This is a genomic window from Nocardia flavorosea NBRC 108225, from assembly GCF_001613385.1.
In the GTDB taxonomy this organism is placed as follows: domain Bacteria; phylum Actinomycetota; class Actinomycetes; order Mycobacteriales; family Mycobacteriaceae; genus Nocardia; species Nocardia flavorosea.
In genome coordinates, this window is record NZ_BDCG01000002.1 from 97,409 (window position 1) to 109,315 (window position 11,907).

At 66.4% G+C, this 11,907-nt stretch carries 9 protein-coding genes; 6 read left to right on the forward strand and 3 right to left on the reverse strand.

Features of this window, described 5'->3' with window-relative positions:
• Positions 1–201 precede the first annotated feature (201 nt).
• On the reverse strand, positions 202–1,053 hold the full coding sequence (locus NFL01S_RS01035) for an alpha/beta fold hydrolase (protein WP_062970520.1): 852 nt from the start codon (positions 1,051–1,053) through the stop codon (positions 202–204).
• A gap of 107 nt (positions 1,054–1,160) precedes the next feature.
• On the opposite strand from NFL01S_RS01035, the gene NFL01S_RS01040 reads away from it, so the two are divergent.
• The gene (locus NFL01S_RS01040) at positions 1,161–1,955 is read left to right on the forward strand and encodes an SDR family NAD(P)-dependent oxidoreductase (RefSeq protein ID WP_174555622.1); all 795 of its coding nucleotides are present in this window, start codon (positions 1,161–1,163) and stop codon (positions 1,953–1,955) included.
• 509 nt (positions 1,956–2,464) lie between these two features.
• Positions 2,465–3,916 (forward strand): amidase, encoded by a 1,452-nt coding sequence (locus NFL01S_RS01045; protein WP_062970522.1) that lies wholly within the window; start codon positions 2,465–2,467, stop codon positions 3,914–3,916.
• A 183-nt stretch (positions 3,917–4,099) separates the two neighbouring features.
• Here NFL01S_RS01045 and NFL01S_RS01050 read toward each other — a convergent pair whose 3' ends face one another.
• Positions 4,100–5,026, reverse strand: a complete 927-nt coding sequence (locus tag NFL01S_RS01050; RefSeq protein ID WP_062970524.1) for a LysR family transcriptional regulator — start codon at positions 5,024–5,026, stop codon at positions 4,100–4,102.
• A 126-nt stretch (positions 5,027–5,152) separates the two neighbouring features.
• On the opposite strand from NFL01S_RS01050, the gene mqo reads away from it, so the two are divergent.
• The 3 genes from mqo (at position 5,153) to NFL01S_RS01065 (ending at position 9,363) form a co-directional block, all read left to right on the forward strand.
• Positions 5,153–6,544 carry a malate dehydrogenase (quinone) gene (mqo, locus tag NFL01S_RS01055; RefSeq protein ID WP_371851745.1) on the forward strand — a complete coding sequence of 464 codons (1,392 nt, stop codon included), beginning with the start codon at positions 5,153–5,155 and terminating at the stop codon, positions 6,542–6,544.
• A 235-nt stretch (positions 6,545–6,779) separates the two neighbouring features.
• A complete protein-coding gene (locus tag NFL01S_RS01060) occupies positions 6,780–8,105 on the forward strand; it encodes a family 1 glycosylhydrolase (RefSeq protein WP_062970528.1) in 1,326 nt (441 codons plus the stop codon).
• 67 nt (positions 8,106–8,172) lie between these two features.
• Positions 8,173–9,363, forward strand: coding sequence for an AI-2E family transporter (locus NFL01S_RS01065; protein ID WP_245670466.1), 1,191 nt, complete (start codon positions 8,173–8,175; stop codon positions 9,361–9,363).
• 5 nt (positions 9,364–9,368) lie between these two features.
• Here NFL01S_RS01065 and NFL01S_RS01070 read toward each other — a convergent pair whose 3' ends face one another.
• Positions 9,369–10,022 carry a TetR/AcrR family transcriptional regulator gene (locus NFL01S_RS01070; protein WP_062971244.1) on the reverse strand — a complete coding sequence of 218 codons (654 nt, stop codon included), beginning with the start codon at positions 10,020–10,022 and terminating at the stop codon, positions 9,369–9,371.
• Between the two features lie 151 nt (positions 10,023–10,173).
• On the opposite strand from NFL01S_RS01070, the gene NFL01S_RS01075 reads away from it, so the two are divergent.
• A complete protein-coding gene (locus NFL01S_RS01075; protein ID WP_062970530.1) occupies positions 10,174–11,892 on the forward strand; it encodes a GMC family oxidoreductase N-terminal domain-containing protein in 1,719 nt (572 codons plus the stop codon).
• The last annotated feature ends 15 nt before the right edge of the window (positions 11,893–11,907 follow it).

Consider the following 11,907-nt stretch of genomic DNA (forward strand, 5'->3'; position numbering starts at 1 on the left):
TGCCTTCGCGGGGCCCGGTGGAATCACCGGGCCCCGCCCCGTACGCCGGCCCGGTGAACCAGCAGTGGATTCCGGTACGGATAAACGACGCAGCTCACAATTGCGCTTTTGATAATTGCCGCGTGTCTCGGTCGACGTCTACCGGCCGGGCATATAGCCGAGCATGGCAGAATTCACCGTCCCGGCGCAGCGACCGCAGGATTACCACGAGCAGCCGATGCGGTCGAGGATTATTCTGGAGAGCGCATCAGGTGCTTCCTCGGGGATCCAGTGGCCCACACCCTCCAGCACCTCCAAGCGGTATTCCGCATCCACATACCCTGCTGTCGCGTCCACACCGGACCGCGCCACAGCCAGATCGGCGTCACTCCACACGAAAGTTGTCGGAACACCCACCGCGGGAACCGTACTCCAGGAATCACCCGCCGCGCGATACCAGTTCAGCGCCGCCGTCATCGCCCCCGGTTCCCGGAGCCGGGCAATATGCTGTGCCGCCTGCACCGCCGGAACCTGATCCCCGAAACCGGCACGCAAACCCGCGCAATCATTCGCCAGCAGCAGATCTTCGGGCGCGTCCGGTTGCTGGAAAAAGGTCATGTACCCGGATTTTTCGGCCTGCACCGGATCGGTCTCGCGGGCCCGGGCGAATGCCGCCGGATGCGGCACCGACACCGCGGTCAGCGAAACCACCCGCTCCGGATGCCGGGCCGCCACATCCCAGGCCACGATCGCGCCCCAATCGTGGCCGACCAGGTGAACTCGCCGCACGCCCAGCGCATCGCAGAGGCCGACGATATCGGCGCGGAGTTCGGAAAGACGGTAGGACGCGATATCCGCGGGACGGGCTCCGGGCGAATAGCCGCGCTGTTCCGGCGCATAGGAGCGGATTCCGCGGGAGCTCAGGTGTTCGGAAACGAAATCCCAGGACGCCGCACTCTGCGGAAACCCGTGCAGGAGCAGCACGTCCGCGCCGTGTACCGGCTCACCCGGGTGGACCCGCACCTCGAAATCGAAATCACCGACATGCACCGTGCGAAGTTCACCTGTGGACATGGCTGCATGCTAGCCAAACCCCGGACGAGCTGCTAGACAGCTGTATAGATATATGTCCGACCACCGGCGCGGGGCGCCCGACCCGGCATCGACACGGAGGAACCGCCATGAGCACACCCCGGCAGATCGCGATCATCATCGGCGGCGCCTCCGGAATCGGCTGGGCCACCGCCCAACTCCTCGCCGCTCGCGGCGATACCGTGATCATCGCCGACCTCGACGGCGTCGCGGCCGGTACCCGGGCCACCGAACTCGGCGGAAACGCGACCGGGCACCAGGTCGACGTCACCGACGAACAAGCGATGCGCACCCTCTTCGACACCGTCGCCGCCGAACACGGACCGATCGGAACCGTCGTCGACTGCGCCGGAATCTCCCGCCCCGGAACGATCGCCGACCTCGCCCTCGCCGACTGGAAAGCCACCGTCGACGTCTGCCTCACCGGAGCCTTCCTCACCGTCAAAAATGCCGCTCACACAGTGCGAGACGGGGGATCCATCGTGCTCGTCGCCTCGCTCAACGGCCGGCAACCGGGCGTGGGGATGGGCGCATACTGCTCGGCCAAGGCCGGAGTCCTCATGCTCACCGAGGTCGCCGCCATGGAACTCGCACCCCGCGGCATCCGCGTGAACGCGGTCAACCCCGGGTTCGTCCACACACCTCTCACCTACGGTGCGACGCTCGTGCCGGGACTGGTCGACGAATACATCGAGAACACACCGCTGGGGCGCGCCGGCACACCGGAAGACGTCGCCCGCACGATCACATTCCTCACCTCCGGCGACGCCGGTTGGATGACCGGCGCGGCGATCGACCTCAACGGTGGCGCCCATACGATGCGGTACCCGAACATCGTCGAACGAGTCGCCGAGATGACCGCTGCCGGTACTGACTCCGAGTGAGGTAGGAACCCCCTCCGCCTCGCTGTGTTGGAGTGAGTTGACTTTGTTGGTGAGACGTAAGGAAGGAGTAATCATGTATAGATGCGCATATCCGCGTAGCGCTCTATATCAGCTTCGGTTCTTGTTCTTTCGAGGGCTCCACCGGTCACTGTCGTTCCGGAAAGCCTGATCTACAGGGTCTGAAGTTGCGCCTCAGCTGAGGCTGTCCATTGCTCTCCCGCGCGGGTTCTACTCCCCTACCCCGCCTGCCACCATCGGTCCCACCGCGCGGCGCCATGGTCAGGGAAGAGTTCAGAGAGAATTGAGACATCTGTCCTGTTGTGCAAAAGTGGGCATTTCATGCCCTGCACTGAGGCAGCCGGCCCACCGCCGGCCCTGTGACCTGCAGTCGGTCGTTCCGGATGCCACGGCGAGTGCGTCACTTCACCGATGCAGCTGGTGCGGGCGGCTTTCCCGTTGTGCGAAGCGCTGTTTTATGGCCCCCGCGGCAGGCCAATAGCGTCGGATTCATGGAGTGGACTATGCAGCCGGCCGAAGAACTCGCGGCAGCCTTACGTGCCGGGGCGGTGACATCGGAGGAACTGACCGACGAGGCGATCGCGCGTATCGAGCGCGACGACAAGATGATCAACGCGATCTGTGTACGGGACTTCGAACGTGCACGCGCCGCGGCGCACAATGCAGACCGGGCACGCGCCCGCGGCGAGGAGCGGCCGTTGCTCGGTATTCCGGTGACGGTCAAGGAGAGCTACCACATCGCCGGACTGCCCACGACCTGGGGCATGCCCGCACAGCGGGACTATATGCCGGCCGAGGACGCACTACAGGTATCGCGGTTGAAGGCAGCCGGCGCGGTGGTACTCGGAAAGACCAATGTGCCGGTGATGCTGCGTGATATCCAGAGCTTCAACGAGATCTACGGCACCACCAGCAACCCGTGGGACCACGACCGCACATCGGGTGGATCGTCCGGCGGTTCGGCCGCGGCGCTGGCGGCCGGATTCGGTGCGCTGTCCATCGGCTCCGACCTCGCCGGTTCACTACGCACCCCCGCGCATTTCTGCGGTATCTACGCGCACAAGCCGACCCTCGGACTGGTGCCGACCCGCGGCATGGTCGCACCGCCCGCGCCCGCCCTGCCGATCGATCTCGACCTCGCCGTCGCCGGCCCGATGGCGCGCACCGCCCGCGACCTCACGCTGCTGCTCGACGTGATGGCCGGACCGGACCCGCTCACACACGGCATCGCCTACGACATCGCACTGCCGCCCGCGCGGCACGAGCGGCTGTCGGATTTCCGGGTCCTGATCATCGAGGATCATCCGCTCATTCCGACAGGATCGGCGGTGCGGGCGGGCGTGCACCGGGTCGCCGAGGCGCTCATCGACGAAGGCGCCCGCGTCGAACGACACAGTCGGCTGCTACCCGATCCGGCTGAAGCGGCGATGCTCTACATGCTGCTGATGATGTCGAACTCGGCCGCAAGCCTTCCCACCGACGTGTACGACCGGCTACAGACCCACGCCGCCGCCCTGAGCGCGGACGACCGGAGCCTCGATGCGGCACGCCTCCGGGGCATGGTGCTGCGCCACCGGGACTGGGTCGACGCGAACAACCGCCGCGAACTCCACCGCCACGCCTGGCGGCAACTGTTCACCGAGTTCGATGCCGTGGTGTGCCCCATCACCCCGACCCCCGCGTTCCCGCACGACCACCACGAAGGCCTGGAGAACCGGCACATCGATATCGACGGCGTCGCGTACCCGTACTACGACCAGCTCATCTGGGCCGGTGTCGCCACTATGCCCGGGCTGCCCGCCACCGCCATACCCACGGGCCGGTCTTCTGAGGGGCTACCGGTGGGAGTACAGCTCATCGGGCCGATGTTCGAAGACCGCACACCACTACGGCTGGCCGAACACCTCGAGCAGAAGATCGGCGGATTCCAGGCACCCGGATAGAGATCCACCTACCCCTGTCCCCCAACGCTCGCAGACTGCGCTTCGGTGACATCGAGCCAAGCTTTCCGGCCTTCGGTGTCGCACGGAGTCGACCGCTACCGGGGTCGGCCCGGAACTGCGCGGGGTCCGGACAACCCCGCCTGCGGAAGGCGGTATTGTCCGCCTCGCGGTTGCACGACCGGATCACGTCGATGGCCCGGTCGACGCAGCTGCAACCGTCGAATATGCATGGCGGGCGACGAAATCACGGAGGCGGGCCACGGCCGGGGTGGGGCGGTGGTGTCCGGACACCAGCCCGACACTTCGCTGGACCGGGATGCTCAGCGCGATGCGGTGCAGATCCGGGTGCGGCGTTTCGGGTTCGGGCAGTAACGCGATGCCGAGATTCCGGGCTACGAGCGCGCGCAGGGTGTCGAATTCGGTGATCTCGAACACCACCTTCGGGGTGAATCCTGCCGCGGCACACAGCGTATCGAGTAGGTGCCGCAGGTGGTAAGTCGGTGGGTTCGCGATGAACGATTCCGCGGCGAGGTCGCAGAGTTCGGCGGTGCCCTGCCCGGCCAGACGATGATCGCGGCCTACGTAGAGGTGGATCCGCTGGTGTCCCAGGGTGATCGCGGGCAGATCTGTGGGAGCGGGGATCATCACCGCAAGGTCCAGGCGGCCGTCGCGGATCATCTCCGCCAAGGCCTCACCGTGGGCTTGGACGAGATGTAGCCGGATCCGTGGTGCGCTGCCGTGGAAATCCGCCAGCAGCGACGGGATGCTCACCGGGCCGAGGGTGAGTGGGAACCCGAAGCGGACCAGGCCGCTGTCGGCATCGGCGTGGCTGCGCACCACCGTAACCGCGTCGTCCAGGGCACCGACCAGATCCCGGGTGCGATCGAAAAGTTCGCGACCCGCGGCGGTGAGTGCGATACCGCGGCCCAGCGGCTGGAAAAGCGGCACACCGACCGACCGCTCGACCGCTTTCAGCCGCCGGCTCAGGGAGGACTGCGGAACACCCAACCGCTGTGCGGCCCGGGTGATATGGCCCTCATCGGCAGCGGTGGCGAACGCGGCCAGCAGCGGAACCAGCTCCTCCACCGGGGGTGCGAACGTTTCATCCATATATGGATCATATTCGAGCAATATTGGCCGTAGACGGATTACTTCCGCCGGCGCGACGATGTCTGCACCAGTTCTCCAGGAGGCAGCATCATGAAATTCCGCAGATCAGCCGGTACCCGCCGAACAGTGGAAGCAACAGAAGATGTGCTCGATGTGGCCTTGATCGGCGGCGGTATCATGTCCGCGACACTCGGCGCGATGCTGGCGAAACTGCTACCAGATCGGTCGACGGTGCTGATCGAACGCCTCGACGAACTCGCCCGGGAGAGTTCGGGGCCCTGGAACAACGCCGGCACCGGCCATTCCGGGCTCTGCGAACCGAACTATATGCCCGACCCCGCCGACTCGGAGAAAGCCGCGAATATCGGTCGGCTGTTCCAGGTCTCACGGCAATTCTGGGAGGCTCTGCTGGGCGACGGATCTCTCCCCCGCCCGGCCTCGTTCCTCAACCCGACGCCGCATATGACCGTCGCTTTCGGCGAGCGCGATATCGCCTATCTGCGGCGGCGGTACGAAACGCTGCGGTCGCTGCCGCTGTTCTCCGGAATGGAATACAGCGAGGACCCGGCCACCATCGCCGGATGGGCGCCGCTGATCATGGCCGGGCGCCGGGCGGGCGAACCTCTGGCCGCCACGCGGCACCGAGCCGGCACAGATATCGATTTCGGCGCCTTGACCAGGTCGCTGACCGAGGTCGCGACCGGAAACGGAGCGCAGGTGCTGCTCGGCCACGAGGTGACCGGCTTGCGGCGGGACGCCGGCGGTGTGTGGCGACTGCTGGTGCGCAACCGGAACACCGGGGCGCGCCGAGTGATCCGAGCGCGGTTCGTGTTCGTCGGCGCCGGCGGGCAGACGCTGCGGCTGCTGCAGAAGGCCCGTCTCCCGGAGGTGCGCGGCTATGCCGTTTTCCCGTTCGGCGCCCAGTTCCTGCGCACCGACCGCCCCGCCGTCGTCGACCGTCACGGTGCCAAGGTGTACGGCCGGGCAGCCCTCGGCGCTCCCCCGATGTCGGTGCCCCATCTGGATAAACGCATCGTGGAAGGTCACGAAGCGCTGCTGTTCGGGCCCTACGCCACCTTCAGTACCCGGTTGCTCACATACGGTCGCCCGACCGACCTTTTCGCGACCTTGCGCTGGGCGAATCTGCCCGTTCTGCTCGCTGCGGGCCTGCAGAACACGGGGCTGGTCCGGTATCTGGTGGGACAGCTACTCGCCACTCGAGGCCGCAAGTTCGCGCAGCTGCGGCGCTTCTATCCCGAGGCGGATCCGGCGGACTGGTATCCGATACAGGCGGGGCAGCGCGCTCAGCTCGTCAAACCGGATCCGCGCAAGGTCGGGGTTCTGACCTTCGGTACCGAACTGGTCACCGCGGCGGACGGCACGATTGCCGGCCTGCTCGGGGCTTCACCAGGGGCATCCACCGCCCCGGCGATCATGCGGGAACTGCTGGGGCGCTGCTTTCAGCAGTACACCGAGCGGTGGGAACCGGCGCTGCGCCTCCTGTTTTCCGGCGCCTGAGATCGGGTTTCGTGACGATTGATCACTCTGCTGTCTCGGTGTCGGTTCCGAGCGTGAGGGTTTCGAACGAGTGATCGACCAAGGAGAATACATGGTGTGATGCGCATATCTGCGTATCTGGGTTTATCGACTCTTCCGGTCTTGTCGGCGGAACACCGGATCAGATCGACTCCGGCCGTTAGGCTGTGGCGTCGGAACCAGCACCGGGCCGGGTACAGAGAAGGAGGCCGATTCGATGGGGCCGTGGAACCGTCGCCGTTTTCTGACTACGGGCGCACTGGCCGCCGGAGCCCTCACACTGGGTACTGGACCGGTGGCCGCGCGCCCCGCTCCCCCACTGGAGGTCGCACCACTGGGACCGGAATTCCTGTGGGGCGTCGCGTCGTCGGGATTCCAGTCCGAGGGGCATGCACCGGACAGCAACTGGACCCGTTATATCGCTGCCGGGAAGACCGAGGACCCCTACCACGATTCTGTCGAATTCTACTCGCGATTCCGTTCCGATATCGCGCTGGCTGGGCGATTGGGTGTGCGGGTGTATCGCATCGGGATCGAATGGGCCCGGGTGCAACCGCGGCCGGGCGAATGGGACGAGGCCGGGTTCCGGTTCTACGACGAGGTCGTCGGCGCTATCCGCGAGGCGGGTATGCGGCCGATGCTCACCCTCGACCACTGGGTGTATCCGGGCTGGCAGGCCGAGCGCGGCGGCTGGCGGCGCGCGGGCATGGTAGACGACTGGCTGGCCAACGCCAGGACCGTCGTCGACCGGTATGCGGCGACGGACCCACTGTGGATAACGTTCAACGAACCCGCGGCCTATCTGATGAACGAGGTACGGTACGGCGGTATCGGCGCCGGCGATATTCCGGTGATGCAGGAGCGGATGGCTCTCGCGCACGACGCCGCCTACGACCATATCCATCGTGTGCAGCCGGGGGCGATGGTCAGCAGCAATGTCGCCTATATTCCGGCCGCCGAAGAGGTGATCAACGGCGCGTTCGTGGACCGGATCGGCGGGCGGCTCGACTACATCGGGATCGACTACTACTACGGGTTCTCACCGCACAGCGTGCTCACCCAGTTCCCGGATCCCGGGAAACTTTGGACGCTGTCGCTGCAGGCCGAGGGCATCTACTACGCGCTCGATCATTACGCGCGGCGGTTCCCCGGCACACCGCTCTACATTGTCGAGAACGGTATGCCGACCGAGAACGGCAGAGCCCGCGCCGACGGTTACACCCGGGCGGATCTGCTCCGCGACACCGTCTACTGGCTGCAACGCGCGGCCGCCGACGGGATGAACCTCATGGGGTACAACTACTGGAGCCTCACCGACAACTACGAATGGGGTTCCTACACTCCACGGTTCGGGCTCTACACCGTCGACGTTCTCGGCGATCCCGCACTCACTCGCCGCCCCACCGATGCGGTCGCTGCCTACACCGCGATCACCCGACGTGGTGGTGTGCCCGGCGACTACCGGCCGACCCGGGCTCCGGCGGCCTGCTCGATCGTGGACGGATTGTCCAGTTGTGCCGATCAGGTGACCGTACCGCGCTGATCCGGTATCCACCGCGCCGTCGAGGTCGTGCACTGCCCGGACCGGCCGGTCGTGCGAGACTGGCCGGGTGAACGGGGAGAAAGAAATCCGCGACGACAGCACCGGCGCGTCCACCGCTACCCGGCTGGAACGGGGGGACGTGATCGGTTCCGGAGTGCTGTGGCTGGCGAAATGGGCGTTGTGCATCGTGGCGATCGCGGCCGGGGCCTGGGTGCTCGGGTTCCTGGCCGCGAAACTGTGGGTGGTGCTGTTGCCGGTGCTGCTGGCGGTCGTGATCGCCACCGTACTGTGGCCGCCGACCGGGCTGCTGATGCGGATCGGGCTGCCACCGGCGGCCGCGGCATCGCTGACTCTGGTGGGGTTCATCGGGGTGCTCGCGGGCGGCATCGCGTTGATCGTGCCGTCGGTGGTCGATCAGATGCCCGAACTCTCCGACAAGGCCACCGGCGGTATCAACACCGTCCGGGACTGGCTACAGGGGCCGCCGCTGAACATCCGCGATGAACAGCTGGATTCGGCGGTCGACGCGGTGGTCGAGCGGGTGCAGTCCAGTGCCGAGCAGATCGCCTCCGGGGTGTTCACCGGGGTCAGCACCGCGACCTCGGTACTGGTCACCATCTTCCTCGTCCTGGTCCTGACGTTCTTCTTCATCAAGGACGGGCCCAAATTCCTGCCGTGGCTGCACAAGTTCCTCGGCGGTCGCAGCGGGCGGCATTTCGAGGAAGTGCTGGTACGGGTGTGGCAGGTACTCGGTGGGTTCATCCGCACGCAGGCACTGGTCAGTTTTATCGACGCCTTCTTCATCGGGCTCGGGCTGGTGATTCTCGGGGTGCCGCTGTGGGGTGTGCTGACCGCGCTGACCTTCCTCGGCGGATTCATCCCGATGGTCGGCGCGTTCGTCGCGGGCGCGCTCGCGGTGCTCGTGGCACTGGTGGGCAACGGATTCACCACGGCGTTGATCGTGCTGGTGATCATCATCGCGGTGCAGCAGCTCGAGGGCAATGTGTTGCAGCCGGTACTGCAGAGCCGGACCATGAAACTGCATGCGGTCGTCGTGCTGCTGGCCGTCACCGGGGGCGGCACGCTGTACGGGATCACCGGGGCGTTCCTGGCGGTCCCGGTGGTGGCCGTGGTGGCCGTGGTCATCCGGTATATCAGCGAACAGGTCGATGTGAAGGTCGCCGGGTCCGGCGGAGACGTGGAGGTTTCCGAAGATCCGGTGCCGGTCGAGGATGCCGGCGCCGCCGAGAAGACATAGGCGGTTCAGGCGCCGAGCAGCGATTCCAGCGCCGCGATATGGAGGTCGAACACCTGACCCCGATCGGTGAAGGTATCGCCGCCGTACATATCGAAGACGTCGAAACTCACCGCCCCGAACAGGGTGCACCAGACGGTGAGCGCGCGGGCGAGTGCCCAGTCGGGTAGATCCATGCCGAACTCGTCCCGGATCCGGGTGAAGTCGCGGGACAGGGCGCTCGGGACGGGCGGGTCCACGGCCGGGCGGGTCAGCAGCTGCCGGGCGTGGGCCTCCGCGATGATCCGCACCAGTGTGAGGATCACCCGTGTTCCCGGGATGACGGTGCGGTCGGCCGGGGCGGTGTAGCCGGGGACCGGGGTACCGAACAGCAGCCCGTACCACGCCGGTTCGGCCAGTGCCCAGGCACGCACGGCGCGCGCGGTGATCCGCAGACGTTCGACGGGGTCGTCGCCGGCGTCGGCGAGGGCGGCGTCGACGGCGTCGCCGAGGGCGGCGTAGCCGTCGACCACGAGCAGGGTCAGCAGTTCGTCGCGGCTGCGGACGTAGCGATATACCGCCGAGGAGACCACTCCGAGATCGCGGGCCACGGCGCGCAACGACAGGGCCGAGGCGCCGCCGGTGGCAAGATGTTCGCGCGCGATGCGCAGAATATCCGACATGGTCTGGGCGCGAGCCCGGGCACGAGGGGTGGTCACCCGCACAGCCTGACGACTTCGGAGAGCAGTGTCAACAAAAGTGATCAGCGCTCCCCAGTCACTGTGTTAATGTTACCGCCAGTCACTGCTGACCTTCCGAAGCAAGGAGTAATCCATGTCCGAGGCGACCACGGATTTCGATGTACTCGTCGTCGGGTCCGGCTTCGGTGGCAGTGTCACCGCGCTGCGACTCGTGGAAAAGGGCTACAGCGTCGGCGTACTCGAGGCGGGCCGCCGTTATCCCGACGACGAGCTGCCGAAAACCAGCTGGGACCTGCGCAAATTCCTGTGGGCGCCGAAGCTGGGCTGCTACGGAATCCAACGCATCCATCCGCTACGCAACGTGCTCATCCTCGGTGGCGCCGGGGTCGGGGGCGGCTCCCTGAACTACGCCAACACGCTCTATGTTCCGCCGGAGCCGTTTTTCCAGGACGCGCAGTGGCGCGATATCACCGATTGGCGCGCCGAGCTCACGCCGTACTACGAGCAGGCGAAACGCATGCTGGGCGTGGTGCAGAACCCGCATATCACCCCGGCGGACGAGGTGTTCCGTAAGGTCGCCGAGGATATGGGCGTCGGTGACACCTTCGTGCAGACACCGGTCGGGGTGTTCTTCGGCGAACCGGGTGAAACAGTAGACGACCCCTACTTCGGTGGCGTCGGCCCCGCCCGCACGGGCTGTATCGAATGCGGCGACTGTATGGTCGGCTGCAAGTACGGCGCGAAGAACACTCTGGTCAAGAACTATCTGTATCTCGCCGAACAGGCGGGGGCACAGGTGGTACCGATGACCACGGTCACCGAATTGCGGCCGCAGGCCGACGGGAGCTGGATCGTCGCGGCGAAACGCACCGGCGCGTGGATTCGCACACAGCGCACCACCTACACCGCGCGGCAGGTCGTGGTGGCCGCCGGCACCCTGGGCACCCAGCGGCTGCTGCACGATATGCGTGATCGCCGGATCCTGCCCGGAATCTCCGACCGGCTCGGCCTGCTGACTCGCACCAACTCCGAATCCATCGTCGGCGCCGCCACCAAGAAACTCGCGCCCGGCCAGGATTTCACGCGGGGCGTCGCGATCACCTCGTCGATCCACCCGACCCCCGACACCCATATCGAACCCGTGCGCTACGGGAAGGGTTCGAATGCGATGGGGCTGTTGCAGACATTGATGGTCGACGGCGGCGGCCGTATCCCACGGTGGCTGCGGTTCCTCGGGACTGCGCTGCGGCACCCGCTGCTGCTGATCAGTTTCCTCAGCGTCCGCAACTGGAGTGAACGCACGATCATCTCGCTGGTGATGCAGCATCTGGACAACTCGATCACCACCTACACCAAGCGTGGCCTGTTCGGGCGGAAACTGACCAGCCGGCAAGGACATGGACAACCCAACCCGACGTGGATTCCCGCCGGTAACGAGGCGACCCGGCGGGTGGCCGAACAGATCGGCGGAACCGCGGGCGGCACCTGGGGCGAGGTGTTCAATATCCCGCTCACCGCGCATTTCCTCGGCGGAGCCGCCATCGGCGCAGACCGGGAGACCGGGGTGATCGATGCCTACCACCGGGTTTTCGGTTATCCGACACTGAGTGTGGTCGACGGCGCGGCGGTCTCGGCGAACCTGGGCGTGAACCCGTCGCTGACCATTACCGCACAGGCCGAACGGGCCGCCGCGTACTGGCCGAACAAGGGCGAGCAGGACACCCGGCCCGCGCAAGGCGACGGGTATCGCCGGATTGCGCCGGTGGCACCGATTGCCCCGGTGGTGCCGGAATCTGCGCCGGGCGCACTGCGATTGCCGATCACTCCCGTCACCGACACCGCGGCGGGTTGAACCGCAGCGGTTCAG

Coding starts and splice junctions, on each gene's coding strand:
- NFL01S_RS01040 (WP_174555622.1), top strand. CDS start 1,161: ATGAGCACACCCCGGCAGATCGCGATCATCATCGGCGGCGCCTCCGGA.
- NFL01S_RS01035 (WP_062970520.1), bottom strand. CDS start 1,053: ATGTCCACAGGTGAACTTCGCACGGTGCATGTCGGTGATTTCGATTTC.
- NFL01S_RS01060 (WP_062970528.1), top strand. CDS start 6,780: ATGGGGCCGTGGAACCGTCGCCGTTTTCTGACTACGGGCGCACTGGCC.
- NFL01S_RS01075 (WP_062970530.1), top strand. CDS start 10,174: ATGTCCGAGGCGACCACGGATTTCGATGTACTCGTCGTCGGGTCCGGC.
- NFL01S_RS01050 (WP_062970524.1), bottom strand. CDS start 5,026: ATGGATGAAACGTTCGCACCCCCGGTGGAGGAGCTGGTTCCGCTGCTG.
- NFL01S_RS01070 (WP_062971244.1), bottom strand. CDS start 10,022: ATGTCGGATATTCTGCGCATCGCGCGCGAACATCTTGCCACCGGCGGC.
- NFL01S_RS01045 (WP_062970522.1), top strand. CDS start 2,465: ATGGAGTGGACTATGCAGCCGGCCGAAGAACTCGCGGCAGCCTTACGT.